This window comes from Microbacterium sp. F51-2R (assembly GCF_052180235.1).
Classification (GTDB): Bacteria; Actinomycetota; Actinomycetes; order Actinomycetales; family Microbacteriaceae; genus Microbacterium.
Genome location: NZ_CP197470.1, coordinates 2,921,728 through 2,946,383, shown reverse-complemented (window position 1 = coordinate 2,946,383; position 24,656 = coordinate 2,921,728). Strand labels below are relative to the sequence as shown.

Genomic DNA, 24,656 nt, shown 5'->3' with positions numbered 1-24,656 from the left:
CGATCAGATGGTCTCGTCGTCGTAGCCGCCGTAGAAGTGCGCGCCGTCGAACCCGGGGACCGAGTCCTTGAGCGACAGACCGAGCGAGGTGAGCTTGTCGCGCACCTCGTCGACCGACTTCTGACCGAAGTTGCGGATGTTCATGAGCTGCGTCTCAGACAGGGCGACGAGCTCCGAAACCGTGTTGATGCCCTCGCGCTTGAGGCAGTTGTAGGAGCGGACCGACAGATCGAGGTCTTCGATCGGCATCGACAGCTCGTTGGAGAGGACCGTCTCGACCGGCGCGGGGCCGATCTCGATGCCCTCGGCCTCGACGTTGAGCTCGCGGGCCAGGCCGAAGAGCTCCGTCAGGGTGCGACCGGCCGACGCGACGGCGTCGCGGGGCGCGATCGAGGGCTTCGACTCGACGTCGAGGACGAGCTTGTCGAAGTCGGTGCGCTCACCCGCACGGGTGGCGTCGACGCGGTAGCTGACCTTGAGCACCGGCGAGTAGATCGAGTCGATCGGGATCTGACCGGCCTCGGCGTACTCGTTGCGGTTCTGCGTCGCCGAGACGTAGCCGCGGCCGCGCTCGATCGTGAGCTCGAGCTCGAACTTCGCGGTGTCGTTGAGGGTCGCGATGACGAGCTCGGGGTTGTGCACCTCGACGCCTGCGGGAGCGGAGATGTCGGCGGCCGTGACCTCACCGGCACCCGTCTTGCGCAGGTAGGCGGTGATGGGCTCGTCGCGCTCGCTCGAGACGACGAGCTGCTTGATGTTCAGGATGATCTCGGTGACATCCTCCTTGACACCGGGAATGGTGCTGAACTCGTGGAGGACGCCGTCGATGCGGATCGAGGTGACGGCCGCACCGGGGATCGACGAGAGGAGGCTGCGACGCAGCGCGTTGCCGATCGTGTAACCGAAGCCGGGCTCCAGCGGCTCGATGATGAAACGGCTGCGGAACTCCCCGATCTTCTCCTCGGTCAGGGTGGGACGCTGTGCGATGAGCACTATGTGTTCCTTTCGATCACGTGCCCGCTATATGACACGTGCGGTGAGTGAGGTGTTGAGTTTTTCTCGGCGGATGCCTCGTGCCGAGGCATCCGGAAACGTGCGGTAGCCGGGGCACCCTGGTGGGTGCCCCGGCTCCGGAAGATCAGACGCGGCGGCGCTTGGGGGGACGGCAGCCGTTGTGGGCCTGCGGGGTGACGTCCTGGATCGAGCCGACCTCGAGGCCGGCGGCCTGGAGCGAGCGGATCGCGGTCTCGCGACCCGAGCCCGGGCCCTTCACGAAGACGTCGACCTTCTTGACGCCGTGCTCCTGCGCCTGGCGGGCAGCGGACTCCGCGGCCATGCCGGCGGCGTACGGCGTCGACTTGCGCGAGCCCTTGAAGCCCACGCCGCCCGACGAGGCCCAGCTGATGACAGCGCCCGAGGGGTCGGTGATCGAGACGATCGTGTTGTTGAACGTCGACTTGATGTGGGCCTGGCCCAGCGCGATGTTCTTCTTCTCCTTGCGGCGCGGCTTGCGCGCGGCGGTCTTGGCCTGTGCCATTGCTTTGCTCTCCTAAACCCTGGGGGCCGCGCCTTAGCGCGCCTTCTTCTTGCCGGCGACCGTGCGCTTCGGGCCCTTGCGGGTACGGGCGTTGGTCTTCGTGCGCTGCCCGCGCACCGGGAGGCCGCGGCGGTGGCGCAGACCCTCGTAGGAGCCGATCTCGACCTTGCGGCGGATGTCGGCGGCGACCTCGCGGCGAAGGTCACCCTCCACCTTGTAGGTCCCCTCGATGTAGTCGCGGAGCGCGACGAGCTGGTCGTCGGTGAGGTCCTTGACGCGGACGTTCTCGTCGATCTCCGTCGCGGTGAGGATCTCGTTCGAGCGGGTACGGCCGATGCCGTAGATGTAGGTCAGGGCGATGACCACGCGCTTGTCACGCGGGATGTCGACGCCGGCGAGACGTGCCATGCGGCTCTCCTAGGAGTAGGTGGAGGTGTGGAGCAGGATCGGTGCCCGGGCCTCCGCCCCGAGGTGTCCCCCGCTCTCGCGAGCGGGATCTGATCCTGCCTGTTTTCGTATTGAGTTGTGAGTTCGCGGGGCGGCGGCGCCGGAGTGGCCGAGCGCCGCCGACGCGTCAGCCCTGGCGCTGCTTGTGACGCGGGTTGCTCTTGCAGATCACCATGACGCGGCCGTGGCGGCGGATGATCTTGCAGTGGTCGCAGATGGGCTTGACGGAGGGGTTGACCTTCATGATTCCTGTTTCGCTGTCTTCGCCGGGCGCACGCGTCCTTCCGGACTCGTGCGGGGCGTTACTTCTCGACCGGTCTAGCGGTAGCGGTAGACGATGCGTCCGCGGGTGAGGTCGTAGGGGCTGAGCTCCACGACCACGCGGTCTTCGGGGATGATGCGGATGTAGTTCTGCCGCATCTTGCCGGAGATCGTGGCGAGGACCTTATGCCCGTTGCTCAGCTCCACGCGGAACATCGCGTTGGGCAGCGCCTCGGTGATCACGCCTTCGATCTCGATGACGCCGTCTTTCTTCGCCATACGCTCGCTATCGCTGTATTGCAGACCGGTCGGTCTGCGGTGGATGGGATTTTGGTGCTCGGACACGCCGACAAAGGCGCAAAGCACCAAAGATCAAGTGTACGTTATGCCGAACCCTCCGGCAACTCGCCGCCTCCGCGGTCGGCTCGCCCGCTACTGGAGGGCGTTGACGATGTCGGCCTGGGGGTCGCCGGTCAGGTCGACGATCTCGCCGTTGAGCACGACGGTCGGCGTGCCGATGCCCGAGGCGCCCTCCTTGACGGGGGTCTTCTCGGTCATGGTCGCGACGAACTTCGAGTAGCGGCCGCTGTTGACGCAGTCGTCGATGCCCGTCACGCCGACGGTCTTCGCGATGCCGAGGATCTGCTCGTCGGTCAGGCCCGTCGAGCCCTCCTGCGGCTGATTCTCGTACATGGCCTTCATGAAGGGCACGGATGCCTCGGCATCCGCCGCCGCGACGCAGTACATCGCGTTCGCGGCCCGCGTCGAGTACTCCGTGCCCTGCGAGGCCCGGTCGAGGATCGAGATCGGGTGGATGTTCAGCGTGACCGAGCCGTCGTCGACGAGGCCCTGGATGGTCTCGCCGTAGCTCTGCTCGAACTGGTTGCAGATCGGGCACATGAAGTCGATGTACGTGTCGAGCGTGTTCGAGCCCTCGCCGACGCTGATGGCGCCCGTCTCGGAGTTGATGTTGGACGCCTTCGGCGTCTCCCCCGGGCCGGACGAGGCGGAGTTCATCCACACGACCAGCGCCGCGACGACCACGAGCGCGACGACCACGCCGATGCTGATCCAGATCGCGAACCAGTTGACCTTGCGCTGCTGCTTCTGAGCCATCGCGTTCTCCTTCTAAGCCACGGGCACGGGCGTCACGCCGAACGGCGCGAGACCCGCTTTGCCGCCGTCGGGCGCCGTGAGCACCCAGATACCGTCATCGTGCACGGCGACGCTATGTTCCCAATGGGAACCGGCGGTGCCGTCGAGGGTGGAAACCGTCCAGCCGTCGTCTTCGACGCGCGTCGCCTGATCGCCGATGACGACCATCGGCTCGATCGCGAGTGCGAGCCCGGGACGGATCTCGGGCCCCGGATCGGACACGCGGTAGTTGAAGACCGAGGGCGACTCGTGCATCTTGCGCCCGATGCCGTGGCCGACGTAGTCGCGCAGGATGCCGTAGCCGTGACCGGACCCGTCGATGTGCGACTGCACGGCGACGCCGACCTCGGCGAGGTGCGTGGCCGTCGCGAGCGACGCGATGCCGGCCCACAGCGAGCCCTCCGTCACGCGGGACAGCTCTTCGCGCTCGGCGACGACGTCGGGGCGGGTCGGATCGGGCACGACGACCGTGAAGGCCGAGTCGCCGTTCCAGCCGCGGTACTCGGCGCCGGCGTCGATCGAGACGATGTCACCGGGCTCGAGGACGCGGGAGGAGGGGATGCCGTGCACGACCTGCTCGTTGATCGAGGCGCAGATCGTGTGGCGGTATCCGCGGACGAGCTGGAAGTTCGAGCGCGCACCGCGCGAGGTGATGATGCGGGATGCCTCGGCATCCAGTTCCTCGGTCGTGACGCCCGGCGCGATCAGCGCGCGCACCGCCTCGAGGGCAGCGGCCGTGATGAGGCCCGGCTCCACCATCGACCGCAGCTGGGCGGGCGACTTGTAGATCGAGCGGCGGAGCGAGACCACGTCAGGCGGCGGCCGGGCGGGCGAGCCCGCGCGCCTCGAGCGCCGCGATGATGCGGGCGGTGATGTCGTCGAGCGAGCCGACGCCGTCGACCTCCTCGACGATCCCGCGGGAGCCGTAGACGCCGAGGATCGGCGCGGTCTCGGTCTCGTAGATCGACAGCCGCGCGGCGATGACCTCGTCGGTGTCGTCGGCGCGACCCTGCTCGTGCGCGCGCTTGGCGAGGCGGGCGATGCTCTCCTCGCGCGGGACGGTGAGCACGATGACGGCGTCGAGCGTCTCGTCGCGGCCCTCGAGGAACTCGTCGAGGTGCATGACCTGGGCGACGTTGCGCGGATAGCCGTCGAGGAGGAAGCCGGCCGCGGCGTCGTCCTGCGAGAGGCGATCGCGGACCACGGCGCTCGTCAGTTCGTCGGGGACGAGCTGACCGGCGTCGATGATGCTCTTGACCTGCTGACCCAGCTCCGTGCCCTCGGAGACGTTCGCGCGGAAGACGTCACCGGTCGAGATGACCGGGATGCCGAACGTCTCCGCGATGCGGACGCCTTGCGTGCCCTTTCCAGAGCCCTGGGGTCCGACGATCAGGAGGCGGACGGGACGTGAGCCGATGTCCTGAGCCTGACGAAGGGTCATCGCAGAAGTCCTTCGTAGTGTCGCTGCTGCAGCTGCGCGTCGATCTGCTTCACGGTCTCAAGACCCACACCGACGATGATGAGGATCGAGGCGCCGCCGAACGGGAAGTTCTGGTTGGCACCGACCGTCGCCAGCGCGATGAGCGGGAGGAGCGCGATGAGGCCGAGGTAGATCGAGCCCGGCAGCGTGATGCGCGTGAGCACGTAATCGAGGTATTCGGCGGTCGGACGACCCGCACGGATGCCGGGGATGAACCCGCCGTACTTCTTCATGTTGTCGGCGACCTCGACGGGGTTGAACGTGATCGCGACGTAGAAGTACGTGAAGCCGACGATGAGCAGGAAGTACAGGAGCATGTACAGCGGGTGGTCGCCGCGCACGAGGTAGAGCTGGATCCACGCGACCCACCCCGGCACTTCCTGGCCTGCCTGAGGCTGGTTGAACTGCGCGATGAGCGCGGGGATGTACAGCAGCGAGGAGGCGAAGATGACGGGCACGACGCCGGCCATGTTGACCTTGATCGGGATGTAGGTGTTCGTGCCGCCGTACGTACGACGACCGACCATGCGCTTGGCGTACTGCACCGGGATGCGCCGCTGCGACTGCTCGACGAACACCACCAGCGCCACGACGACGACGCCGACCGCCAGGACGAGGAGGAAGACCTCGAACCCGCGGGACTGCCAGATCGCCCACATCGACGCGGGGAAGGCCGCCGCGATCGACGTGAAGATGAGGATCGACATGCCGTTGCCGATGCCGCGCTCGGTGACGAGCTCGGCGAACCACATGATGAGGCCCGTGCCGGCGGTCATCGTGATGATCATGAGCAGCTGCGCCCACCACACGTCGTTGGTGAGGAGCTGCTCGCACGCGGGGATGCCGGTCGTGCCGAACAGCTGGCCGCTGCGGGCCACCGTCACGAGCGTCGTCGACTGCAGCAGTGCGAGCGCGATCGTCAGGTAGCGCGTGTACTGCGTCAGCCGGGCCTGACCCGACTGGCCCTCCTTGTAGAGGGTCTCGAAATGCGGGATCACCACGCGGAGCAGCTGCACGATGATCGTCGCGGTGATGTACGGCATGACGCCGAGCGCGAAGATCGACAGCTGCAGCAGCGCACCGCCGGAGAAGAGGTTGACCAGCGACAGCAGGCCCTCGGTGCCGGAGCTCTGCGCGCGCAGACAGTCCTGCACGTTCGGGAAGTCCACGAACGGAGCCGGGACGTGCGCGCCGAGACGATAGAGGGCGATGATCGCCAGTGTGAATGCGATCTTCCGCCGAAGGTCGGGGGTACGGAAGACCCGCGCGATTGCGCTGAACAAGAGCTTGCCTCCAGAGGGGGTGCCGGCACGCGACAGGGCGCACCGTCAACCAGCGTAACCCAGCGGGACCCGCGACGTTGCGAGGGGTTACGCCAGGGACGACAGCAGGGGCCGGAGCACGCTCCGACCCCTGCTGGGTACTACTTGACGGAACCGCCCGCCGCGACGATCTTCTGCTCGGCAGAACCCGAGACCTTGTCGACCGAAACGGTGAGCTTGACCGCGATGTCGCCGGTGCCGAGCACCTTGACCTTCTCGTTCTTGCGGACGGCACCCTTGGCGACGAGGTCGCTCACGGTGACGTCGCCGCCCGAGGGGTAGAGCTCGGCGAGCTTGTCGAGGTTGACCACCTGGTACTCGACGCGGAACGGGTTCTTGAACCCGCGCAGCTTCGGAGTGCGCATGTGCAGCGGCATCTGGCCGCCCTCGAAGCCGACCTTGACCTGGTAGCGGGCCTTCGTGCCCTTGGTGCCACGGCCGGCGGTCTTGCCCTTCGAGCCCTCACCGCGACCCACACGCGTCTTGGGCGTGTTGGATCCGGGCACGGGACGGAGGTGGTGCACCTTGAGCACGCCGGGGCGGGCTGCCGGGGCATCCTTCTTCACGGCGTCCTTCTTGGGAGCAGCCTTGGCGTCCGCCTTCGCGGCCTTGGGCGCCTTCTCGGCGGCCGGCTTCTTGGCGGCAGCCTTCTTGGGCTCGGCGGCCTGAACCGCCTCGTCCTTCTTCTCGGCCTTCTCAGCCATCAGTCGATCTCCTCAACCTTGACGAGGTGGGCGACGGTCTTGACGTAGCCGCGCGTCTGCGCGTCGTCGGGACGGACGACCGAGTCGCCGATCCGCTTGAGACCCAGCGAACGCAGCGTGTCGCGCTGGTTCTGCTTCTCGCTCACCTTGGACTTGACCTGCGTGACCTTCAGACGCGCAGCCATCAGACACCTGCCTTCGCAGCAGCCGCGGCCTCTGCCTCGGCACGGACGAGACGGGCCGGCGCGACCTGGTCGAACTCGAGGCCACGACGCGCGGCGACCGCACGGGGCTCCTCGAGCTGCTTCAGGGCGGCGACCGTCGCGTGGACGATGTTGATCGTGTTCGACGAGCCGAGCGACTTCGACAGGACGTCGTGGATGCCGGCGCACTCGAGGACGGCGCGGACGGGGCCGCCCGCGATGACACCGGTACCGGCGGCAGCCGGACGCAGCAGCACGACACCGGCCGCGGCCTCACCCTGCACGGGGTGCGGGATGGTGACGCCGGCGCGGGGCACGCGGAAGAAGTTGCGCTTGGCCTCTTCGACACCCTTCGAGATGGCGAGGGGGACCTCACGGGCCTTGCCGTAGCCGACGCCCACGACGCCGTTGCCATCGCCCACGACGACCAGCGCCGTGAAGCTGAAGCGACGACCGCCCTTGACGACCTTCGACACGCGGTTGATCGTGACGACGCGCTCGAGGAACTGGCTCTCGGCACGGTCGCGTCCGCCGCGGTCGCGGTTCGGGTTGCGCTCGCGACCGCCGCGGCGGGGCTCGCGCTCACGCTCGGTGGTCGCAGCCGCCTCGGCCGGCGCCTCGGTGGCAGCCTGCTCGGTCACGTTGTTCTCCTTGATCTCACTCACAGGTTCAGACCTCCCTCGCGGGCGCCGTCGGCGATCGCCGCGACACGGCCGGCGTAGCGGTTGCCGCCACGGTCGAACACGACGTCAGAGACACCCGCGGCCTTCGCGCGCTCGGCGAGGAGCTCGCCGACCTTGCGGGCCTTGGCCGTCTTGTCGTCGTCGGATGCGCGCAGGTCGGCCTCGAGCGTCGAGGCAGAGGCCAGCGTGTGGCCCTTGCTGTCGTCGACGATCTGCACGAAGACGTGGCGCGCCGAACGCGTGACGACCAGGCGCGGACGCTCGGGGGTGCCGACGACCTTCTTGCGAAGGCGGGCGTGACGACGCGCACGCGCGTCGGTCTTCGACTTCACAGCCATGGTTACTTACCAGCCTTTCCGGCCTTGCGCCGAACGACCTCGCCGGCGTAGCGCACACCCTTGCCCTTGTACGGCTCGGGCTTGCGAATCTTGCGGATGTTGGCAGCCGCCTCGCCGACGGCCTGCTTGTCGATGCCGCTCACGGTGAGCTTGTTGTTGCCCTCGACCGTGAAGGTGATGCCCGCGGGCGGGTCGACGAGGACGGGGTGCGAGAAGCCGAGGGCGAACTCGACCGAGCTGCCCTTCTGCGCCACGCGGTAACCCGTGCCGACGACCTCGAGGCCCTTGGTGTAGCCCTGGGTGACACCGATGATGTTGTTGTTGATGAGCGTGCGGGTCAGGCCGTGGAGCGAACGCGAGGAGCGCTCGTCGTCGGGACGGGTGACGAGCACCTGACCCTCTTCGACCTTGACTTCGATGGGGCGTGCCACGGTGAGCGACAGCTCGCCCTTGGGGCCCTTGACCGCGACGTCCTGACCGTCGACCGTGATGGTCACACCGGCGGGGATGTCGATCGGGAGACGACCGATACGAGACATGTCAGATCACCACACGTAGGCGAGGACTTCCCCACCCACGCCCTTCTGCTCGGCCTGACGGTCGGTGAGAAGACCGGAGGAGGTGGAAAGGATGGCGACGCCCAGGCCACCGAGGACCTTGGGGATCTCGTTCGACTTCGCGTAGACACGAAGACCGGGCTTGGAGACGCGCTTGATGCCGGCGATCGACCGCTCGCGGTTCGGGCCGTACTTGAGCGTCAGGGTGAGGGTCTGGCCGACGCGGGCATCCTCGACGGCCCACTCGGCGATGTAGCCCTCCTGCTTGAGGATGTCGGCGATGTGCGTCTTGAGCTTCGAGCTCGGCAGCGACACGGAGTCGTGGTGCGCCGAGTTCGCGTTGCGCAGACGGGTCAGCATGTCTGCGACCGGGTCTGTCATTGTCATTTTCGTTTTCCTTTGTTCAAGAGGTTTCGACTGCCGTTACACGACAGGCGACCTTCTATGACTGCCCCGGTTCCCCGAGGTGCTCGGGGAACCGGAGCGGGGTGTGGTCGATCAGGCCTGGGCGTCGTCCGAGCGGAACGGGAAGCCCAGGTGACGCAGCAGCGCCCGACCCTCGTCATCCGTCGTCGCCGTGGTGACGATCGTGATGTCGAAACCGCGCACGCGGTCGATCTTGTCCTGGTTGATCTCGTGGAACACGGACTGCTCCTGGAGACCGAAGGTGTAGTTGCCGTGGCCGTCGAACTGCTTGCCCGAGAGGCCGCGGAAGTCGCGGATACGGGGCAGCGCGAGGTTGACCAGGCGGTCGATGAACTCCCACGCACGGTCGCCGCGGAGGGTGACGTGCGCGCCGATGGCCTGGCCCTCGCGCAGCTTGAACTGCGCGATGGACTTGCGGGCCTTCGTGACGATCGGCTTCTGACCGGTGATCTTGGTGAGGTCGTCGACCGCACCATCGATCACCTTGCTGTCGCGAGCCGCCTCGCCGACACCGGTGTTGACGACGACCTTGACCAGGCCCGGCGTCTGCATGACGTTGGCGTAGCCGAACTCTTCCTGCAGAGCCTTCTTGATCTCGGCGTTGTACTTCTGCTTCAGGCGGGGCTGGATCTTGCCAGCCTCCACGGCAGTGGTGCTGCTCATGTTCAGAGTTCCTTGCCTGACTTCTTCGCGTAGCGCACGCGGACGGTGCGCTTCACGCCGTCCTTGGTCTTCTCCTCGACACGGTGGCCGACACGGGTCGGCTTCTTGGTCGAGGGGTCGACGAGCGCGACGTTGGAGATGTGGATCGGGGCCTCGAACGTCTCGATGCCGCCGGTCTTGGTACCGCGCTGGGTCTGACCCACGCGGCTGTGCTTGGTGACGTAGTTCACGCCCTGGACGATGACGCGGTTCTGCTCGGTAAGGACCTCGAGGACCTTGCCCTGCTTGCCGCGGTCTCCGCCGCGCTCGGGCTTGGCGCCCGAGATGACCTGAACCAGGTCGCCCTTCTTGATCTTCGCCATGATCAAATGACCTCCGGGGCGAGCGAGACGATCTTCATGAACTTCTTGTCGCGAAGCTCACGACCGACCGGTCCGAAGATGCGGGTGCCGCGGGGCTCCCCGTCGTTCTTCAGGATGACGGCGGCGTTCTCGTCGAACTTGATGTACGAGCCGTCTGCACGGCGCGTCTGCTTGACAGTGCGGACGACGACGGCCTTGACCACGTCGCCCTTCTTGACGTTTCCACCCGGGATGGCGTCCTTGACCGTGGCGACGATGACGTCGCCGAGGCCGGCGTAGCGCCGGTTGGAGCCGCCGAGCACACGGATCGTGAGCAGCTCCTTGGCGCCGGTGTTGTCGGCGACCTTGAGGCGGGATTCGTTCTGAATCACTTCTTACTCCTTGGTTCCAAGCAGGCCCGAGGGCTTACTTGGCCTTCTCGAGGATCTCGACCAGGCGCCAGCGCTTGGTGGCGCTCAGCGGACGAGTCTCGTTGATGAGGACGAGGTCGCCGATGCCGGCCGTGTTGCCCTCGTCGTGTGCCTTGACCTTGGACGTCCGACGGATGACCTTGCCGTAGAGGGGGTGCTTCACGCGGTCCTCGACCTCGACGACGATCGTCTTGTCCATCTTGTCGCTCACGACGTAGCCGCGGCGGGACTTGCGGTAGCCACGGGCGTTCGCGTCGCGGACGTCGTGCTCGGCCGACTCGTGACCGGTGGTCTCGACGACCTCGGCCTCTGCCTTCTTCGCGGTAGCCATCACTCGGCCTCTTCCTTCACGGCCTCGTCAGCGGCATCCGCCTTCTTGGCCTTCGTCTTCTTCGCCTTCGTCGTGACCTCGACGGGCGCGGGCGTGGCACGGATGCCGAGCTCGCGCTCACGGATCACGGTGTAGAGCCGCGCGATGTCGCGCTTGACCGCACGGATGCGGCCGTGGCTCTCGAGCTGGCCGGTCGCCGACTGGAAGCGCAGGTTGAACAGCTCTTCCTTGGCCTTGCGCAGCTCCTCGACGAGGCGCTGGTCTTCGAACGTGTCGAGCTCGCTCGGAGCGAGCGTCTTGGTGCCGATCGCCATTACGCGTCGCCCTCCTCGCGCTTGATGATGCGTGCCTTGAGAGGCAGCTTGTGGATGGCACGGGTCAGTGCCTCACGAGCGAGCTGCTCGTTGACACCGGCGACCTCGAAGAGGACGCGACCCGGCTTGACGTTTGCGACCCACCACTCGGGCGAACCCTTACCGGAACCCATGCGGGTCTCGGCGGGCTTCTTCGTGAGCGGACGGTCGGGGTAGATGTTGATCCACACCTTGCCGCCACGCTTGATGTGACGCGTCATCGCGATACGAGCGGACTCGATCTGACGGTTGGTCACGTACGCGGGGGTCAGGGCCTGGATGCCGAACTCGCCGAAGCTGACCTTCGTGCCGCCGGTGGCCTGGCCCGAACGGCCGGGGTGGTGCTGCTTGCGGTGCTTGACCTTGCGGGGGATGAGCATTACGCCGACGCTCCTTCTGCCACGGGGGCCTCGTTGCGCGGGCCACGGCGACGGTCGCCGCCACGGTCGTCACGACCGCGGGACTGCTTCGGCGCGTTGGCCTGCTCGCGTGCGAGCTCCTTGTTGGTGAGATCGCCCTTGTAGATCCAGACCTTCACGCCGATGCGGCCGAAGGTCGTCTTGGCCTCGTAGAAGCCGTAGTCGATGTTCGCGCGGAGCGTGTGCAGGGGCACACGGCCCTCGCGGTAGAACTCCGAGCGGCTCATCTCGGCGCCGCCGAGACGGCCGGACACCTGGATGCGGACACCCTTGGCGCCGGCGCGCTGCGCGCCCTGCAGACCCTTGCGCATCGCGCGGCGGAACGCCACACGAGCCGAGAGCTGCTCGGCGACACCCTGCGCGACGAGCTGAGCGTCGGCCTCGGGGTTCTTGACCTCGAGGATGTTCAGCTGGATCTGCTTGCCGCTGAGCTTCTCGAGGTCGGCGCGGATGCGCTCGGCCTCGGCGCCGCGGCGACCGATCACGATGCCCGGGCGGGCGGTGTGGATGTCGACGCGGACGCGGTCACGCGTGCGCTCGATCTCGATGTTGCTGACTCCGGCGCGGTCGAGCTGCGTCTGGAGGAGCTTGCGGATCTTGATGTCCTCGGCGACGTAGTCGGCGTAGCGCTGGCCCGGCTTCGTCGAGTCCGAGAACCACCGCGACACGTGGTCCGTGGTGATGCCGAGGCGGAAGCCGTACGGGTTGACCTTCTGTCCCATTACTTGCTCGCCTTCTTGCTGGTCTTGGCCGCGGGCACCGCGTCAGCGGACTCCGGCGTCGAGAGCACGACCGTGATGTGGCTCGTGCGCTTCTTGATCTGGAACGCGCGACCCTGTGCACGGGGCTGGAAACGCTTGAGCGTCGTGCCCTCGTCGACGTACGCGTTGGCCACGTACAGGTCCTGCTCGTCCAGGTACTCGTTGACCTGATCGGCCTTGACGCGAGCGTTCGCGATGGCCGAGGCGACGAGCTTGTAGATCGGCTCGCTCGCGCTCTGCGGCGCGAACTTCAGGATCGCGAGCGCCTCCTGGGCCTGCTTGCCCTTGATGAGGGCGACGACACGACGAGCCTTCTGAGGGGTCACGCGGATGTGTCGCACACGTGCGATGGACTCCACCATTTCTCTCTCCTCTATGCGCCACCGCGTCAGCGGCGGCGGCCCTTCTTGTCGTCCTTCACGTGGCCGCGGAAGGTGCGGGTGGGCGCGAATTCGCCCAGCTTGTGGCCGACCATGGTCTCGGTCACGAACACAGGGATGTGCTTGCGACCGTCGTGGACGGCGATCGTGTGCCCGAGCATCGCGGGGATGATCATCGAGCGACGCGACCAGGTCTTGATGACGTTCTTGGTACCGGCTTCGTTCTGGACGACGACCTTGCGAAGCAGGTGCTCGTCGACGAAGGGGCCCTTCTTAAGGCTACGAGGCATCTTCCTCTACTCCTACTTGCGCTTCTTGCCGGCGTTGCGACGACGGACGATGTACTTGTCGCTTTCCTTGTTGGCGTGGCGGGTGCGACCCTCAGCCTGGCCCCAAGGAGTGACGGGGTGACGTCCACCGGAGGTCTTGCCCTCACCACCACCGTGCGGGTGGTCGACGGGGTTCATCGCGACACCACGGACGGTCGGGCGGACGCCCTTCCAGCGCTTGCGGCCGGCCTTGCCCCAGTTGATGTTCGACTGCTCGGCGTTGCCGACCTCGCCGATCGTCGCGCGGCAGCGCGCGTCGACGTTGCGGATCTCGCCCGAGGGGAGACGCAGCTGGGCGTACGGGCCGTCCTTCGCGACGAGACGCACCGAGGTGCCCGCCGAGCGGGCGAGCTTGGCGCCGCCGCCGGGACGGAGCTCGATCGCGTGCACGACCGTACCCGTGGGGATGTTGCGCAGCGGCAGGTTGTTGCCGGGCTTGATGTCGGCGCCGGCACCCGACTCGACGACATCGCCCTGCGCCAGCTTGTTCGGCGCGAGGATGTAGCGCTTCTCGCCGTCGAAGTAGTGCAGGAGCGCGATGCGCGCGGTGCGGTTGGGGTCGTACTCGATGTGAGCGACCTTGGCGTCGATGCCGTCCTTGTCATTGCGACGGAAGTCGATGACACGGTACTGACGCTTGTGGCCGCCACCGATGTGACGCGTGGTGATGCGTCCCTGGTTGTTGCGGCCACCCGTCTTGGACAGCGGGCGGAGGAGCGACTTCTCGGGCGTCGATCGGGTGATCTCGGCGAAGTCGGCCACCGACGAGCCGCGGCGACCGGGCGTCGTGGGCTTGTACTTGCGAATTGCCATTGTTCTCTAGTCCTCGTTCCCGACCGTCAGCCGACTGCCGTGAAGATGTCGATGGTGCCCGACTTGAGCGTCACGATGGCGCGCTTGGTGTCCTTGCGCTTGCCCGTGCCGAAGCGGGTGCGACGGGCCTTGCCGACGCGGTTGAGCGTGTTGACCGAGCCCACCTTGACGCCGAAGATCTTCTCGATCGCGAGCTTGATCTCGGACTTGGAGGCGCGCGGGTCGACGAGGAACGTGTACTTGCCCTCGTCGATCAGCCCGTAGCTCTTCTCGGAGACGACAGGCTTCAGGATGATGTCGCGCGGGTCCTTGTTGACAGGGACCGAACGGCCGGTCTGGCCGTTGGTGCTCACGGCGGTCATGCCGAGACCTCCTCGGTGGCGCCCGACTTCGACGCGACGAAGGCGTCGTAAGCGGCCTTGGTGAAGACGATGTCGTCGGAGACGAGCACGTCGTAGGCGTTCAGCTGGTCGAACGTCAGCACGTGGACGTACGCGAGGTTGCGCACGCTCAGGATGCTGAGGTCGTCGTCGCGGTCGATGACGACCAGGACGTTCTTGGTCGCACCGAGGTCGGTGAGGACCGCAGCGGCGGCCTTCGTCGAGGGAGCACCCTCGATGCCGAAGGACTCGACGATGTGGAGGCGCTCGCCACGGGCGCGGTCGCTGAGCGAGCCCAGGAGGGCCGCGGCGATCATCTTCTTGGGCGTGCGCTGCGAGTAGTCGCGCGGCTTCGGGCCGTGCACGATTCCACCGCCGGTCATGTGCGGCGCGCGGATCGAGCCCTGGCGGGCGTTACCCGTGCCCTTCTGCTTGAAGGGCTTGCGGCCGGCGCCCGAGACCTCACCGCGACGCTTGGTCGAGTGGGTGCCCTGGCGAGCCGCCGCGCGCTGCGCGACGACGACCTGGTGGATGAGCGGGATGTTCGTCTTGACGTCGAAGAGAGCGGCGGGCAGCTCCACGGAGCCGGCCTTCTTGCCGTCGGCCTTCAGGACGTCGAGCGCGAGAGTCGAGTCAGCCATGGAGATCAGGCACCCTTCACTGCGTTGCGGACGTAGACGATGCGGCCACGCGCACCGGGGACGGCGCCCTTGACGAGCAGCAGACCCTTCTCGGCGTCGACGGCGTGCACCGTGAGGTTGAGGACGGTCACGCGCTCGCCACCCATACGGCCGGCCATGCGCATGCCCTTGAAGACACGGCTCGGGGTCGACGAGGCGCCGATCGAACCGGGCTTGCGGTGGTTGCGGTGCGCACCGTGCGATGCCGAGACGCCCTTGAAGTTGTGGCGCTTCATGACACCCGCGGTGCCCTTGCCCTTGCTGGTGCCGACGACGTCGACCAGCTGGCCGGCCTCGAACACGCCGTCCACCGTGAGCTCCTGACCGAGTGAGTAGTCAGCAGCGTCCGCCGTGCGGATCTCGGTGAGGTGACGACGCGGGGTCACACCGGCGGCCTCGAAGTGGGCCGTGAGGGGCTTGTTCACCTTGCGGGGGTCGATCTGGCCGTAGCCGATCTGGACCGCGGTGTATCCGTCCTTCTCGGGCGTGCGAACCTGGGTCACCACGTTCGGCGCGATCTCGATGACGGTGACGGGAACGAGCTTGCCGTTCTCGTTCCAGACCTGGGTCATGCCGAGCTTGGTGCCGAGCAGGCCCTTGGAAACCTTGTTGTTGATGTCAGCCACGTCGAACCTCAGAGCTTGATCTCGATGTTGACGTCGGCAGGCAGGTCGAGGCGCATCAGCGAGTCGACGGCCTTGGGCGTCGGGTCGATGATGTCGATCAGACGCTTGTGGGTGCGCATCTCGAAGTGCTCGCGGCTGTCCTTGTACTTGTGGGGCGACCGGATGACGCACACGACGTTCTTCTCGGTCGGAAGGGGCACGGGGCCCACGACGGTCGCGCCGGCACGGGTCACGGTGTCGACGATCTTGCGCGCCGAGCTGTCGAGGCCGGCGTGATCGTACGACTTCAGGCGAATGCGGATCTTCTGTCCCGCCATTGTCTGCTCACTCTCTTTCCGCGTCTTACCTCTGAGGGCATCGGACGCACGTGGCGCTTCGCGATCGCGAGGCGCCTGGGCACTTCACCGGCTCGCGCCGGCGATGCTGCACCACTGTTCTGCTGTCAAACCGGATGCCTCGGCATCCGGCTCCTTCCTCGACCGCACGAGGACGCACGCGTCCGCGGTGGTAAAGGTGTCGGATTTGCTGCACTTCGTCTCGGGCTTCGCCCTCGCTCCGTGCATGTTCTGCTGCCCGCGGCCTAGGTCCTGCGCTTTCGCGCTTCCTATGCACTGCCCTGGCAGTGATCCGGCGCACGCCAAAAGGGGCACCGGAATGTGGAACCTCACTAGTCTACGGGCAGCCCGGGCGTGTCGCAAACCCGGGCGTGTCGCGAGGGGGTATTGCAGGGCGGGTTCACAGACACGGTCTTCTCCGGGGGCGCGGTCACCGGTTCCCGGCGCGTTCCCGACGGAAACCGGCGGGTGCAAATCGCCGCTGCGGTGGCAGAATGACGTTCTGACGCGCAGACTTCTCGCTGGGGGCGAGGGGTCGACCCGAAACGCGCGTCGACCTCGCCAGAAGGGGACCCGTGGCATCGAATGTTGTCCGCGCGGCGAAGCTGCCGGCGGAAGGACCGAGGAGGCGCGCGCGGAGCGCGTCGACTCACGCGCGACCGGCTGCCGTTCCGCAGCCCGCGGCCGCGCTCGACTGGCGCCGCGCGTTCGCGCGCCGCCTCCTGGTGAGCGACCTCGCCGTGCTCAGCGCCGTCGTCTTCGTCACGCAGGTCGTGTGGTTCGGCTGGGTCGACACCTCCGTCTCGCTGCGCGAGGACTCACGACTCAGCGAGATCCCGTACTGGGCCTTCTCCGCGGCGCTCGTCGCGGTGTGGATGTGGTCGCTCGCGCTCATCGACTCCCGCAGCGACCGCACGGTGGGCACGGGGGCGACCGAGTACATCCGCGTGATCTCGGGAAGCGTCCGGCTCTTCGGGATGATCGCGATCCTGGCGTTCCTGCTGCGCGTCGACGTCGCGCGCGGGTATCTCCTCCTCAGCTTCCCCATCGGGGTCGCCGCCCTCATGCTCGAGCGCTGGTCGTGGCGCCAGTGGCTCGTCGCGAAGCGCCGCAAGGGCGAGTACTGCGCGAAGGTCCTCCTCGTGGGCTCCGCACCGTCGGTCGCCCAGATCGGCGCCGCGCTCGGCCGCACGAGGAGCGCCGGCTACTTCGTCGTCGGCGCCTGCGTCCCGCGCGGCGAACCCGGTACCTCGGTGCCCGGCAGCGACATCCCGATCGTGGGCGACATCTTCGACGTGCGCGCCGGCATCGCGGCGTCGGGTGCAGACACCGTCGCGATCACCAACACCGATGAACTGCCGCCCTCAGGGGTCAAGCGCATCTCGTGGGAGCTCGAGGCCGGCCGCGAGCACCTCGTGCTCGCGCCCAGCATCACCGACGTCGTCGGCCCGCGTCTGCAGGCGCGTCCCGTCGCGGGCCTCCCCCTCATCCACGTCGAGACGCCGCAGTACACACGCGGTCAGCGCTTCGCGAAGCGCCTCACCGACGTCTTCCTCGCGGGTGTCGGCCTCGTCATCCTCGCGCCCGTCATGCTCGTCATCTCGCTGATGATCAGGTCGTCCTCCTCGGGCCCAGTCCTCTTCGCACAGACCCGGATCGGTCTCAACGGCCGGCAGTTCCGGATGTGGAAGTTCCGCACGATGGTGAGCAACGCCGAGGAGCTCCTCCCCGGCCTCGCCGATCAGCGCGACCGCGGCAACGAGGTGCTCTTCAAGATGAGCGCCGATCCGCGGGTCACCTCGGTCGGACGCTTCCTGCGGCGATTCAGCCTCGACGAGCTGCCGCAGCTGTTCAACGTCCTCGCGGGCTCGATGTCGGTCGTCGGGCCCCGCCCGCCGCTCCCCCGCGAGGTGCAGCAGTATGCCGACCACGTGCATCGCCGCTTCCTGGTGAAGCCCGGCATCACGGGCCTCTGGCAGGTGAGCGGTCGCTCGACGCTCTCGTGGGAGGAGTCGGTGCGGCTCGACCTGTCGTACGTCGAGAACTGGACCCTCGCGGGCGACCTCGTCATCCTGCTCAAGACCGTGCGCGCCGCACTGTTCCCCCAGAACACCGCGTTCTGACGACCCGGTCGCCGACAGTCGGCGACGCCCGGAACGCGCCAGGCCGCAGCGGAGTCGCCGGGAGAGACCGGAAGTCTCAGGCTGCGACGGCGATGCCGACCGTCACGCCGATCCACGAGCGGATGGCGTTGAGGAAGACGCTCTCGTCGAAGTCGAGCGCCCGGGCCATGCTGGCCGCCGGCGAGATCATCCCCACGCGGGCGACCGCATCGATGAGCCCCTCGCGGGTCCAGTCGCGCACGATGACCCCCGAGACCCCGTCGACGACGCTCTCGGACTGACCGCCGACCGCACCCGTGATGACGGGGGTGCCCGAGGCCATCGCCTCGATCGGCACGATGCCGAAGTCCTCGACCGACGGGAAGACGAGCGCCCACGCACGACGGTAGAGCCAGGCGAGGAGGTCTTTCGAGGGCAGCAGGACGAACGTCACCTCGACCGAGCGGGCGCGTGCGTAACGACGCAGCTCCCCCTCGTCGGGACCGCCGCCGGCGAGCACGACGGGCATCCCGGTCGCAGCGCCCGCGTCGATGACGCGCTCGAGCCGCTTGTACGACACGAAGCGGGAGACTCCGAGCAGGTAGTCACGAGGGAGCTTCTTGACCACGGCACGGTCTGCGGCCTGCAGCAGCGGCAGCGGCCCCGCGAAGCGGTAGACGTCGACGGGAGGGTGGATGACCACGGCCTCGCGGTTCCACGACTCGCGGATGCGGTCGGCCACGAAGCGGCTGTTCGCGGCGATCGCCACGGCCTCGCTCGCGCGATGCCGGTCGATCGGCTTCAGGACGGCCGCACCGGCGCGGGCGACGGCTCCGGAGCCGCGCGGGTCGAGCTCGGGCGCCCAGAGGTAGCGCGCAGGAGTGTGGGCGTACACGAGCTTCGGCGCATGCCGGGCAGGACCGGCGAAGCGCGCGTGGTGCGCGAACAGGTGGCTCGCGCAGAGGATCCACTCCGCGTCGCTCCACGCGAGGTTGCGCCAGACCGAGGGCATGACGGGCAGAGCGGCGGCCTTGTGGCGGCGCAACGGCGTCTCGGCGAGCACCGTCTCGGCGACGCCCTCGAACCGGCCGTCGCTGTCGTTCCAGAGACAGAGCCGATCCGCGTCGGGGAAGGCCTGAGTCAACGCCTCGAAGACGTTCTCAGCCCCGCCCTTCGCCTGCAGCCAGTCAGTTACGAGTACGCCGCTCATTCGTCCCCCAGGTCGAACAGCTTCGTGTCATTGCGGAGGGGCGTTCGGGCGCCCCCCGTTTCGCGGCTCGCCTCGACAAAGGCGTCGCCAGATATGCACCCATTCAGTCCCCACTGATCCCAAGTGCCCCAGCCCGGCCGGCTCGTCTTCGAGTCTCGAGCAGCTCCGCCGGGGCTCCCTCATCCTATCCCGATACACCCCGCTCTTGTCCACCAATTGGTGGACAAGAGATCGCGACATGTCGTTGTGGGCATGTCCCGTTCGCCGGGCACGCGAAAGGCCCGGGCAGTCGCCTGCCCGGGCCCCCGGATCATCGCTACTTCTCGTTGCCGACGGCGCCGTCGGCCTTGTCACGGAACTCGTCGACCGTGGCGTCGTACTGATCGGGAGCGATCTTCTTGGCGAGGTCCGCGGCGCTGTCGAAGACCCGGTCGCTGACCTGCTCCGCCTGATCCGACGCGAGGAAGCCGTCGACCTGCTCCTTGTTCTCCCCGTAGAGCTTCTTGCCCTGGTTGAGGATGTCGTCGATGCCCATTCGGGTTTCCCTTCACTGCGAGTCGCGACGAAGCGCCGCGGCCTCCATTGTCTCCGCCCGCATCAGGGAGGTAAACCCCGCGCCGACGCCGAAGGCCCCTGGGACCGGGGTCCCAGGGGCCTTCGAGTCGTCAGACGCGCACTGCGCGTCGGAGGACTTACTTGATGATCTTGGTCACCGTGCCGGCGCCGACGGTGCGGCCACCCTCACGGATCGCGAAGCCGAGGCCCTCTTCCATGGCGATCGGCTGGATGAGCTCGACCGTCATGTCGGTGGTGTCACCGGGCATGACCATCTCGGTGCCCTCGGGCAGCGTGATGACGCCGGTCACGTCCGTGGTGCGGAAGTAGAACTGCGGGCGGTAGTTCGTGAAGAACGGGTTGTGACGGCCGCCCTCCTCCTTGGACAGGATGTACGCCGTGCCCTCGAAGTTGGTGTGCGGGGTGACCGAACCGGGCTTCACGACGACCTGGCCGCGCTCGACGTCGTCACGCTTGGTGCCGCGAAGGAGCAGACCACAGTTCTCGCCGGCCCAGGCCTCGTCGAGCTGCTTGTGGAACATCTCGATACCCGTGACGATGGTCTTCTGCGTCGGGCGGATGCCGACGATCTCGACCTCGGAGTTGATCGCGAGCGTGCCGCGCTCGGCGCGACCCGTGACGACCGTGCCACGGCCGGTGATGGTGAAGACGTCCTCGATGGGCATGAGGAACGGCTTGTCCTTGTCACGCACCGGGTCGGGGATGGACTCGTCGACGGCCTCCATGAGCTCGACGATCGACTGCGTCCACTTCTCGTCGCCCTCGAGAGCCTTGAGGCCCGAGACGCGCACGACGGGGGCGTTGTCGCCGTCGAAGTCCTGCGACGAGAGCAGCTCGCGGACCTCGAGCTCGACGAGCTCCAGGATCTCCTCGTCGTCGACCATGTCGGCCTTGTTCAGCGCGACGAGCAGGTAGGGGACGCCGACCTGCTTGGCGAGCAGAACGTGCTCACGGGTCTGTGCCATGGGGCCGTCGGTGGCGGCCACGACCAGGATCGCGCCGTCCATCTGGGCGGCACCCGTGATCATGTTCTTGATGTAGTCAGCGTGACCGGGGGCGTCGACGTGAGCGTAGTGACGCTTCGGGGTCTCGTACTCGACGTGCGAGATGTTGATCGTGATGCCGCGCTGGCGCTCCTCGGGAGCGGAGTCGATCGACGCGAAGTCGCGCTGAACGTTGGTGGCCGACGGGTACTTGTCGGCGAGCACCTTCGAGATCGCAGCGGTGAGCGTGGTCTTGCCGTGGTCGACGTGACCGATCGTTCCGATGTTCACGTGCGGCTTGGTCCGCTCGAACTTGGCCTTAGCCACTGGGTCCTCCTCAGGACGGTCGTGTAGCGATTCCGGGCGCTGGTTTGCGACCGGATCTCTACGGGGATTTCTCTAGCTTAGTAGAGGGGTTCTGTTTGATTCTGTGAAGTTGTAGGAGCCGGGATGCCTCGTCGCCGAGGCATCCCGGGGGCGATCACTCGCCCTTGTTCTTCTGGACGATCTCGTCCGCGACGTTGCGCGGAACCTCGGCGTAGCTGTCGAACTCCATGGAGTAGACGGCGCGGCCGGAGGTCTTGGAACGCAGGTCGCCGATGTAGCCGAACATCTCGGAGAGCGGCACCAGGGCGCGGACGACCTTGACGCCCGCCGCGTCCTCCATCGACTGGATCTGGCCACGGCGGCTGTTGAGGTCGCCGATGACGTCGCCCATGTACTCCTCGGGAGTACGCACCTCGACCGCCATGAGCGGCTCGAGGATGACGGGGTTCGCCTTGCGCACGGCCTCCTTGAAGCCCATGGAGCCCGCGATCTTGAACGCCATCTCGGACGAGTCGACGTCGTGCGACGCGCCGTCGATGAGGGTCGCCTTCACGCCCACCATGGGGTAGCCGGCGAGCACGCCGACAGCCATCGCGTCCTGGAAGCCCTGGTTGGTCGGCTCGATGTACTCGCGCGGGATGCGGCCACCGGTGACCTTGTTCTCGAACTCGTACGTCTTGTCGGCCGTGACCTCGAGGGGCTCGATCGCGAACTGGATCTTCGCGAACTGGCCCGAGCCACCGGTCTGCTTCTTGTGCGTGTAGTCGTGACGCTCGACGGCCTTCTTGATCGTCTCGCGGTAGGCCACCTGCGGCTTTCCGATGTTGGCCTCGACCTTGAACTCGCGCTTCATGCGGTCGACCAGGATGTCGAGGTGCAGCTCACCCATGCCCTTGATGACCGTCTGGCCCGTCTCGGAGTTCTGCTCGACGCGGAACGTCGGGTCTTCCTCGGCGAGCTTCTGGATGGCGACACCCAGCTTCTCCTGGTCGGCCTTGGTCTTGGGCTCGATCGCGACCTCGATGACCGGCTCCGGGAACGTCATCGACTCGAGCACGACCTGGTTGGCCGCGTCGGAGAGCGTGTCGCCCGTCGTGGTGTCCTTGAGGCCGATGACGGCGTAGATGTGACCCGCCGTGACCGAGTCGACCGGGTTCTCCTTGTTGGCGTGCATCTGGAAGATCTTCCCGATGCGCTCCTTCTTGCCCTTGGTCGCGTTGACGATCTGCGCGCCGGAGTCGAGGTGACCCGAGTACACGCGGATGTAAGTGAGGCGGCCGAAGAACGGGTGCGACACGATCTTGAACGCGAGCGCCGCGAACGGCTCGTCGCGGTCGGCGTGACGCTCGATGATGCGCTCCTCGTCCTTCGGGTCGTGCGCCTCGATGGCGGGCACGTCGAGGGGCGACGGGAGGTAGTCGACGACGGCGTCGAGCATGGGCTGCACGCCGCGGTTCTTGAACGCCGATCCGCACAGGACGGGGTAGATCTCGGAGTTGATCGTGAGCTTGCGGATCGCAGCCTTGATCTCCTGGACCGTCAGGCCCTCGCCGCCGAAGTGCTTCTCGAGCAGGTGCTCGTCGGTCTCGGCGACCGTCTCGAGCAGGCGCTCGCGGTACTCGGCGACCTTGTCGGCCATGTCGGCCGGGATCTCCTGGACCTCGTACTTGGCGCCCATGGTCACGTCGCCCTTGGCGTCGCCGGGCCACACGAGTGCGCGCATCTCGACGAGGTCGACGACACCGACGAAGTCGCTCTCGACGCCGATGGGCAGCTGGAGCACGAGGGGCTTGGCCTTCAGGCGGTTGACGATCGTGTCGACCGTGAAGTAGAAGTCCGCGCCCAGCTTGTCCATCTTGTTGACGAAGCAGATGCGGGGGACGTCGTACTTGTCGGCCTGGCGCCAGACGGTCTCGGACTGGGGCTCGACGCCCTCCTTGCCGTCGAACACCGCGACCGCGCCGTCGAGGACGCGGAGCGAGCGCTCCACCTCGACGGTGAAGTCGACGTGGCCGGGGGTGTCGATGATGTTGATCTGGTTGTTGTCCCAGAAGCAGGTGACGGCGGCCGACGTGATCGTGATGCCGCGCTCCTGCTCCTGCTCCATCCAGTCGGTGGTGGCAGCGCCGTCGTGCGTCTCGCCGATCTTGTGGTTGACGCCCGTGTAGAAGAGGATGCGCTCGGTCGTCGTCGTCTTGCCGGCATCGATGTGCGCCATGATGCCGATGTTGCGGACCTTGTTGAGGTCGGTGAGCACTTCTTGTGCCACGGGGTGTTTCCTTACTTGTCGGAATCCGGGTGATCGTTCGTGACGATCAGGCGGGTGGGACGGCCGCGCCGAGGGGATGCCCCGGCGCGGCCGCCGCGCTGGTTACCAGCGGTAGTGCGCGAAGGCGCGGTTCGACTCGGCCATCTTGTGGGTGTCTTCGCGGCGCTTGACCGCGGCACCCAGGCCGTTCGAGGCATCCAGGATCTCGTTCTGGAGGCGCTCGGTCATGGTCTTCTCACGACGACCCTTGGCGTAGCTGACGAGCCAGCGCAGGGCGAGCGTGTTGGCGCGGTGAGGCTTGACCTCGACCGGCACCTGGTAGGTCGAGCCGCCGACGCGGCGCGACTTGACCTCGAGGGTCGGGCGCACGTTGTCGAGGGCCTTCTTGAGCGTGGCGACGGCGTCCTGGCCGTTCTTGGACTCGACGCCCTTGAGGGCGTTGTAGACGATCGACTCGGCGAGCGACTTCTTGCCGTCGACGAGGATCTTGTTCACCAGCTGGCTGACGATCGGAGCGCCGTAGACCGGGTCGTTGACGACGGGGCGCTTCGGGGCGGGTCCCTTGCGAGGCATCTAACTCAACCCTTCTTCGCGCCGTAGCGGCTACGGGCCTGCTTGCGGTTCTTCACGGCCTGCGTGTCGAGCGCGCCGCGGACGATCTTGTAACGGACACCCGGGAGGTCCTTCACACGGCCGCCACGGACGAGCACGAGCGAGTGCTCCTGGAGGTTGTGGCCCTCGCCGGGGATGTAGGCCGTGACCTCGGTGCCGTTGCGGAGCTTGACACGGGCGACCTTGCGCATCGCCGAGTTCGGCTTCTTGGGCGTGGTCGTGTACACGCGGGTGCAGACGCCCGCCTGCTGCGGGTTCGACTTCAGGGCGGGAGCCTTGGTCTTCGAGACCTTCGGCGTACGCCCCTTGCGAACCAACTGCTGAATGGTTGGCACGTTCTCTCCTTGTAGATGCTGCACGGTGACAGCGTTCGTGGTCTCCCCTCGGGCTCTGCCGATCTTGCGATCTGTTTCGCCCGAGGCTCACGCGGATCCGCCGGCGCGGCATGATGGTGCCGTGCTGTTGTGTGGTGGATATGCCGTGGGGGTGGCCTGTTCGCAGGCCGTTCCCTGAGATGCGGCGGACTCGGGCCGGCGACCGCGCCGAGGCACGGCGGACGGCGCGCGAGAGCGCACACCCTCCTATGATACGCCCGATCCGGGAGGACGGTCAAACCAGCGCG

At 67.1% G+C, this 24,656-nt stretch carries 36 protein-coding genes; 1 reads left to right on the top strand and 35 read right to left on the bottom strand.

What is annotated here, in order from left to right; all coding sequences use genetic code 11:
- Positions 1–3 precede the first annotated feature (3 nt).
- The 29 genes from ACSBPH_RS12925 to rpsJ form a co-directional block, all read right to left on the bottom strand.
- Positions 4–993, bottom strand: coding sequence for a DNA-directed RNA polymerase subunit alpha (locus ACSBPH_RS12925; protein WP_442574728.1), 990 nt, complete (start codon positions 991–993; stop codon positions 4–6).
- A 145-nt stretch (positions 994–1,138) separates the two neighbouring features.
- The gene (gene rpsK, locus ACSBPH_RS12920) at positions 1,139–1,537 is read right to left on the bottom strand and encodes a 30S ribosomal protein S11 (RefSeq protein ID WP_056117708.1); all 399 of its coding nucleotides are present in this window, start codon (positions 1,535–1,537) and stop codon (positions 1,139–1,141) included.
- 33 nt (positions 1,538–1,570) lie between these two features.
- Positions 1,571–1,945, bottom strand: coding sequence for a 30S ribosomal protein S13 (gene rpsM, locus ACSBPH_RS12915; RefSeq protein WP_442574727.1), 375 nt, complete (start codon positions 1,943–1,945; stop codon positions 1,571–1,573).
- A gap of 166 nt (positions 1,946–2,111) precedes the next feature.
- Positions 2,112–2,228 carry a 50S ribosomal protein L36 gene (gene rpmJ, locus ACSBPH_RS12910; protein ID WP_138174654.1) on the bottom strand — a complete coding sequence of 39 codons (117 nt, stop codon included), beginning with the start codon at positions 2,226–2,228 and terminating at the stop codon, positions 2,112–2,114.
- Between the two features lie 74 nt (positions 2,229–2,302).
- The gene (gene infA / locus ACSBPH_RS12905; protein WP_133540897.1) at positions 2,303–2,524 is read right to left on the bottom strand and encodes a translation initiation factor IF-1; all 222 of its coding nucleotides are present in this window, start codon (positions 2,522–2,524) and stop codon (positions 2,303–2,305) included.
- A 153-nt stretch (positions 2,525–2,677) separates the two neighbouring features.
- Positions 2,678–3,361, bottom strand: coding sequence for a DsbA family protein (locus tag ACSBPH_RS12900; protein WP_442574726.1), 684 nt, complete (start codon positions 3,359–3,361; stop codon positions 2,678–2,680).
- Between the two features lie 12 nt (positions 3,362–3,373).
- Positions 3,374–4,159: a type I methionyl aminopeptidase gene (gene map / locus ACSBPH_RS12895; protein WP_442577306.1), complete on the bottom strand. Its 786-nt coding sequence runs from the start codon at positions 4,157–4,159 to the stop codon at positions 3,374–3,376.
- Positions 4,160–4,211: 52 nt separating this feature from the next.
- Positions 4,212–4,841, bottom strand: a complete 630-nt coding sequence (locus tag ACSBPH_RS12890; protein ID WP_442574725.1) for an adenylate kinase — start codon at positions 4,839–4,841, stop codon at positions 4,212–4,214.
- On the bottom strand, positions 4,838–6,163 hold the full coding sequence (gene secY / locus ACSBPH_RS12885) for a preprotein translocase subunit SecY (RefSeq protein ID WP_442574724.1): 1,326 nt from the start codon (positions 6,161–6,163) through the stop codon (positions 4,838–4,840). Before secY ends, ACSBPH_RS12890 begins: the two co-directional genes overlap by 4 nt.
- Before the next feature lie 140 nt (positions 6,164–6,303).
- Positions 6,304–6,906 carry a 50S ribosomal protein L15 gene (gene rplO / locus ACSBPH_RS12880; protein WP_442574723.1) on the bottom strand — a complete coding sequence of 201 codons (603 nt, stop codon included), beginning with the start codon at positions 6,904–6,906 and terminating at the stop codon, positions 6,304–6,306.
- Positions 6,906–7,091, bottom strand: a complete 186-nt coding sequence (gene rpmD, locus ACSBPH_RS12875; protein WP_023954062.1) for a 50S ribosomal protein L30 — start codon at positions 7,089–7,091, stop codon at positions 6,906–6,908. Before rpmD ends, rplO begins: the two co-directional genes overlap by 1 nt.
- On the bottom strand, positions 7,091–7,774 hold the full coding sequence (gene rpsE / locus ACSBPH_RS12870; RefSeq protein ID WP_442574722.1) for a 30S ribosomal protein S5: 684 nt from the start codon (positions 7,772–7,774) through the stop codon (positions 7,091–7,093). The genes rpmD and rpsE overlap by 1 nt, the downstream gene beginning before the upstream one ends.
- Positions 7,771–8,130, bottom strand: coding sequence for a 50S ribosomal protein L18 (gene rplR / locus ACSBPH_RS12865; RefSeq protein ID WP_442574721.1), 360 nt, complete (start codon positions 8,128–8,130; stop codon positions 7,771–7,773). Before rplR ends, rpsE begins: the two co-directional genes overlap by 4 nt.
- A gap of 2 nt (positions 8,131–8,132) precedes the next feature.
- On the bottom strand, positions 8,133–8,669 hold the full coding sequence (gene rplF, locus ACSBPH_RS12860) for a 50S ribosomal protein L6 (RefSeq protein WP_442574720.1): 537 nt from the start codon (positions 8,667–8,669) through the stop codon (positions 8,133–8,135).
- Between the two features lie 6 nt (positions 8,670–8,675).
- Positions 8,676–9,074, bottom strand: a complete 399-nt coding sequence (gene rpsH, locus ACSBPH_RS12855) for a 30S ribosomal protein S8 (protein WP_442574719.1) — start codon at positions 9,072–9,074, stop codon at positions 8,676–8,678.
- A 111-nt stretch (positions 9,075–9,185) separates the two neighbouring features.
- Positions 9,186–9,776 carry a 50S ribosomal protein L5 gene (rplE, locus tag ACSBPH_RS12850; protein WP_442574718.1) on the bottom strand — a complete coding sequence of 197 codons (591 nt, stop codon included), beginning with the start codon at positions 9,774–9,776 and terminating at the stop codon, positions 9,186–9,188.
- Positions 9,777–9,778: 2 nt separating this feature from the next.
- Positions 9,779–10,138: a 50S ribosomal protein L24 gene (gene rplX, locus ACSBPH_RS12845; protein ID WP_442574717.1), complete on the bottom strand. Its 360-nt coding sequence runs from the start codon at positions 10,136–10,138 to the stop codon at positions 9,779–9,781.
- Positions 10,139–10,140: 2 nt separating this feature from the next.
- On the bottom strand, positions 10,141–10,509 hold the full coding sequence (rplN, locus tag ACSBPH_RS12840) for a 50S ribosomal protein L14 (protein WP_029145868.1): 369 nt from the start codon (positions 10,507–10,509) through the stop codon (positions 10,141–10,143).
- Positions 10,510–10,543: 34 nt separating this feature from the next.
- Positions 10,544–10,879: a 30S ribosomal protein S17 gene (gene rpsQ, locus ACSBPH_RS12835; protein ID WP_141881981.1), complete on the bottom strand. Its 336-nt coding sequence runs from the start codon at positions 10,877–10,879 to the stop codon at positions 10,544–10,546.
- Positions 10,879–11,193: a 50S ribosomal protein L29 gene (gene rpmC, locus ACSBPH_RS12830; protein ID WP_442574716.1), complete on the bottom strand. Its 315-nt coding sequence runs from the start codon at positions 11,191–11,193 to the stop codon at positions 10,879–10,881. Before rpmC ends, rpsQ begins: the two co-directional genes overlap by 1 nt.
- Complete coding sequence (gene rplP / locus ACSBPH_RS12825) at positions 11,193–11,612, bottom strand: 50S ribosomal protein L16 (RefSeq protein WP_133540925.1); 420 nt, start codon at positions 11,610–11,612, stop codon at positions 11,193–11,195. Before rplP ends, rpmC begins: the two co-directional genes overlap by 1 nt.
- A complete protein-coding gene (gene rpsC / locus ACSBPH_RS12820; RefSeq protein WP_442574715.1) occupies positions 11,612–12,373 on the bottom strand; it encodes a 30S ribosomal protein S3 in 762 nt (253 codons plus the stop codon). The genes rplP and rpsC overlap by 1 nt, the downstream gene beginning before the upstream one ends.
- The gene (gene rplV, locus ACSBPH_RS12815) at positions 12,373–12,774 is read right to left on the bottom strand and encodes a 50S ribosomal protein L22 (protein ID WP_442574714.1); all 402 of its coding nucleotides are present in this window, start codon (positions 12,772–12,774) and stop codon (positions 12,373–12,375) included. Before rplV ends, rpsC begins: the two co-directional genes overlap by 1 nt.
- 26 nt (positions 12,775–12,800) lie before the next feature.
- The gene (gene rpsS, locus ACSBPH_RS12810; protein WP_018171448.1) at positions 12,801–13,082 is read right to left on the bottom strand and encodes a 30S ribosomal protein S19; all 282 of its coding nucleotides are present in this window, start codon (positions 13,080–13,082) and stop codon (positions 12,801–12,803) included.
- A gap of 12 nt (positions 13,083–13,094) precedes the next feature.
- The gene (rplB, locus tag ACSBPH_RS12805; protein WP_442574713.1) at positions 13,095–13,934 is read right to left on the bottom strand and encodes a 50S ribosomal protein L2; all 840 of its coding nucleotides are present in this window, start codon (positions 13,932–13,934) and stop codon (positions 13,095–13,097) included.
- Between the two features lie 26 nt (positions 13,935–13,960).
- Positions 13,961–14,296 carry a 50S ribosomal protein L23 gene (gene rplW / locus ACSBPH_RS12800; protein WP_442574712.1) on the bottom strand — a complete coding sequence of 112 codons (336 nt, stop codon included), beginning with the start codon at positions 14,294–14,296 and terminating at the stop codon, positions 13,961–13,963.
- The gene (gene rplD / locus ACSBPH_RS12795; protein ID WP_442574711.1) at positions 14,293–14,955 is read right to left on the bottom strand and encodes a 50S ribosomal protein L4; all 663 of its coding nucleotides are present in this window, start codon (positions 14,953–14,955) and stop codon (positions 14,293–14,295) included. Before rplD ends, rplW begins: the two co-directional genes overlap by 4 nt.
- A gap of 5 nt (positions 14,956–14,960) precedes the next feature.
- Positions 14,961–15,620, bottom strand: a complete 660-nt coding sequence (gene rplC, locus ACSBPH_RS12790; RefSeq protein ID WP_442574710.1) for a 50S ribosomal protein L3 — start codon at positions 15,618–15,620, stop codon at positions 14,961–14,963.
- 8 nt (positions 15,621–15,628) lie between these two features.
- Positions 15,629–15,937: a 30S ribosomal protein S10 gene (gene rpsJ / locus ACSBPH_RS12785; RefSeq protein WP_013584016.1), complete on the bottom strand. Its 309-nt coding sequence runs from the start codon at positions 15,935–15,937 to the stop codon at positions 15,629–15,631.
- Between the two features lie 593 nt (positions 15,938–16,530).
- Here rpsJ and ACSBPH_RS12780 point away from each other — a divergent pair.
- On the top strand, positions 16,531–18,078 hold the full coding sequence (locus ACSBPH_RS12780) for a sugar transferase (protein ID WP_442574709.1): 1,548 nt from the start codon (positions 16,531–16,533) through the stop codon (positions 18,076–18,078).
- A 76-nt stretch (positions 18,079–18,154) separates the two neighbouring features.
- On the opposite strand, the gene ACSBPH_RS12775 is transcribed toward ACSBPH_RS12780, so the two are convergent.
- The 6 genes from ACSBPH_RS12775 to rpsL form a co-directional block, all read right to left on the bottom strand.
- Positions 18,155–19,267, bottom strand: a complete 1,113-nt coding sequence (locus ACSBPH_RS12775; RefSeq protein ID WP_442574708.1) for a glycosyltransferase — start codon at positions 19,265–19,267, stop codon at positions 18,155–18,157.
- Between the two features lie 316 nt (positions 19,268–19,583).
- Positions 19,584–19,802: a hypothetical protein gene (locus tag ACSBPH_RS12770; RefSeq protein ID WP_442574707.1), complete on the bottom strand. Its 219-nt coding sequence runs from the start codon at positions 19,800–19,802 to the stop codon at positions 19,584–19,586.
- A 157-nt stretch (positions 19,803–19,959) separates the two neighbouring features.
- A complete protein-coding gene (tuf, locus tag ACSBPH_RS12765; RefSeq protein ID WP_442574706.1) occupies positions 19,960–21,153 on the bottom strand; it encodes an elongation factor Tu in 1,194 nt (397 codons plus the stop codon).
- Positions 21,154–21,307: 154 nt separating this feature from the next.
- Positions 21,308–23,422, bottom strand: a complete 2,115-nt coding sequence (fusA, locus tag ACSBPH_RS12760; protein WP_442574705.1) for an elongation factor G — start codon at positions 23,420–23,422, stop codon at positions 21,308–21,310.
- A 102-nt stretch (positions 23,423–23,524) separates the two neighbouring features.
- Positions 23,525–23,995 carry a 30S ribosomal protein S7 gene (rpsG, locus tag ACSBPH_RS12755; protein ID WP_133540949.1) on the bottom strand — a complete coding sequence of 157 codons (471 nt, stop codon included), beginning with the start codon at positions 23,993–23,995 and terminating at the stop codon, positions 23,525–23,527.
- A 5-nt stretch (positions 23,996–24,000) separates the two neighbouring features.
- A complete protein-coding gene (gene rpsL / locus ACSBPH_RS12750) occupies positions 24,001–24,369 on the bottom strand; it encodes a 30S ribosomal protein S12 (protein ID WP_029145644.1) in 369 nt (122 codons plus the stop codon).
- Positions 24,370–24,656: the final 287 nt, after the last annotated feature.

Bases quoted from the DNA above. Each gene is read 5' to 3' on its own strand.
- rplE (WP_442574718.1), bottom strand. From the start codon at position 9,776: ATGAGCAGCACCACTGCCGTGGAGGCTGGCAAGATCCAGCCCCGCCTG.
- rplO (WP_442574723.1), bottom strand. From the start codon at position 6,906: ATGGCTGAGAAGGCCGAGAAGAAGGACGAGGCGGTTCAGGCCGCCGAG.
- rplB (WP_442574713.1), bottom strand. From the start codon at position 13,934: ATGGCAATTCGCAAGTACAAGCCCACGACGCCCGGTCGCCGCGGCTCG.
- ACSBPH_RS12775 (WP_442574708.1), bottom strand. From the start codon at position 19,267: ATGAGCGGCGTACTCGTAACTGACTGGCTGCAGGCGAAGGGCGGGGCT.
- rplW (WP_442574712.1), bottom strand. From the start codon at position 14,296: ATGACCGCCGTGAGCACCAACGGCCAGACCGGCCGTTCGGTCCCTGTC.
- rpmD (WP_023954062.1), bottom strand. From the start codon at position 7,091: ATGGCTGCGCGTCTGAAGGTCACGCAGGTCAAGTCCAAGGTGAGCGAG.
- rplD (WP_442574711.1), bottom strand. From the start codon at position 14,955: ATGGCTGACTCGACTCTCGCGCTCGACGTCCTGAAGGCCGACGGCAAG.
- ACSBPH_RS12890 (WP_442574725.1), bottom strand. From the start codon at position 4,841: ATGACCCTTCGTCAGGCTCAGGACATCGGCTCACGTCCCGTCCGCCTC.
- rpsM (WP_442574727.1), bottom strand. From the start codon at position 1,945: ATGGCACGTCTCGCCGGCGTCGACATCCCGCGTGACAAGCGCGTGGTC.
- rplR (WP_442574721.1), bottom strand. From the start codon at position 8,130: ATGGCTGTGAAGTCGAAGACCGACGCGCGTGCGCGTCGTCACGCCCGC.
- map (WP_442577306.1), bottom strand. From the start codon at position 4,159: ATGGTGGAGCCGGGCCTCATCACGGCCGCTGCCCTCGAGGCGGTGCGC.
- rpsS (WP_018171448.1), bottom strand. From the start codon at position 13,082: ATGCCTCGTAGCCTTAAGAAGGGCCCCTTCGTCGACGAGCACCTGCTT.
- ACSBPH_RS12770 (WP_442574707.1), bottom strand. From the start codon at position 19,802: ATGGGCATCGACGACATCCTCAACCAGGGCAAGAAGCTCTACGGGGAG.
- rpsH (WP_442574719.1), bottom strand. From the start codon at position 9,074: ATGACAATGACAGACCCGGTCGCAGACATGCTGACCCGTCTGCGCAAC.
- ACSBPH_RS12900 (WP_442574726.1), bottom strand. From the start codon at position 3,361: ATGGCTCAGAAGCAGCAGCGCAAGGTCAACTGGTTCGCGATCTGGATC.
- rpsQ (WP_141881981.1), bottom strand. From the start codon at position 10,879: ATGGCTACCGCGAAGAAGGCAGAGGCCGAGGTCGTCGAGACCACCGGT.
- rplF (WP_442574720.1), bottom strand. From the start codon at position 8,669: ATGTCTCGTATCGGTCGTCTCCCGATCGACATCCCCGCCGGTGTGACC.
- rpsK (WP_056117708.1), bottom strand. From the start codon at position 1,537: ATGGCACAGGCCAAGACCGCCGCGCGCAAGCCGCGCCGCAAGGAGAAG.
- rpsC (WP_442574715.1), bottom strand. From the start codon at position 12,373: ATGGGACAGAAGGTCAACCCGTACGGCTTCCGCCTCGGCATCACCACG.
- rpmC (WP_442574716.1), bottom strand. From the start codon at position 11,193: ATGGCGATCGGCACCAAGACGCTCGCTCCGAGCGAGCTCGACACGTTC.
- rpmJ (WP_138174654.1), bottom strand. From the start codon at position 2,228: ATGAAGGTCAACCCCTCCGTCAAGCCCATCTGCGACCACTGCAAGATC.
- rpsG (WP_133540949.1), bottom strand. From the start codon at position 23,995: ATGCCTCGCAAGGGACCCGCCCCGAAGCGCCCCGTCGTCAACGACCCG.
- rpsJ (WP_013584016.1), bottom strand. From the start codon at position 15,937: ATGGCGGGACAGAAGATCCGCATTCGCCTGAAGTCGTACGATCACGCC.
- infA (WP_133540897.1), bottom strand. From the start codon at position 2,524: ATGGCGAAGAAAGACGGCGTCATCGAGATCGAAGGCGTGATCACCGAG.
- rplV (WP_442574714.1), bottom strand. From the start codon at position 12,774: ATGGTGGAGTCCATCGCACGTGTGCGACACATCCGCGTGACCCCTCAG.
- rplX (WP_442574717.1), bottom strand. From the start codon at position 10,138: ATGGCGAAGATCAAGAAGGGCGACCTGGTTCAGGTCATCTCGGGCGCC.
- rplP (WP_133540925.1), bottom strand. From the start codon at position 11,612: ATGCTCATCCCCCGCAAGGTCAAGCACCGCAAGCAGCACCACCCCGGC.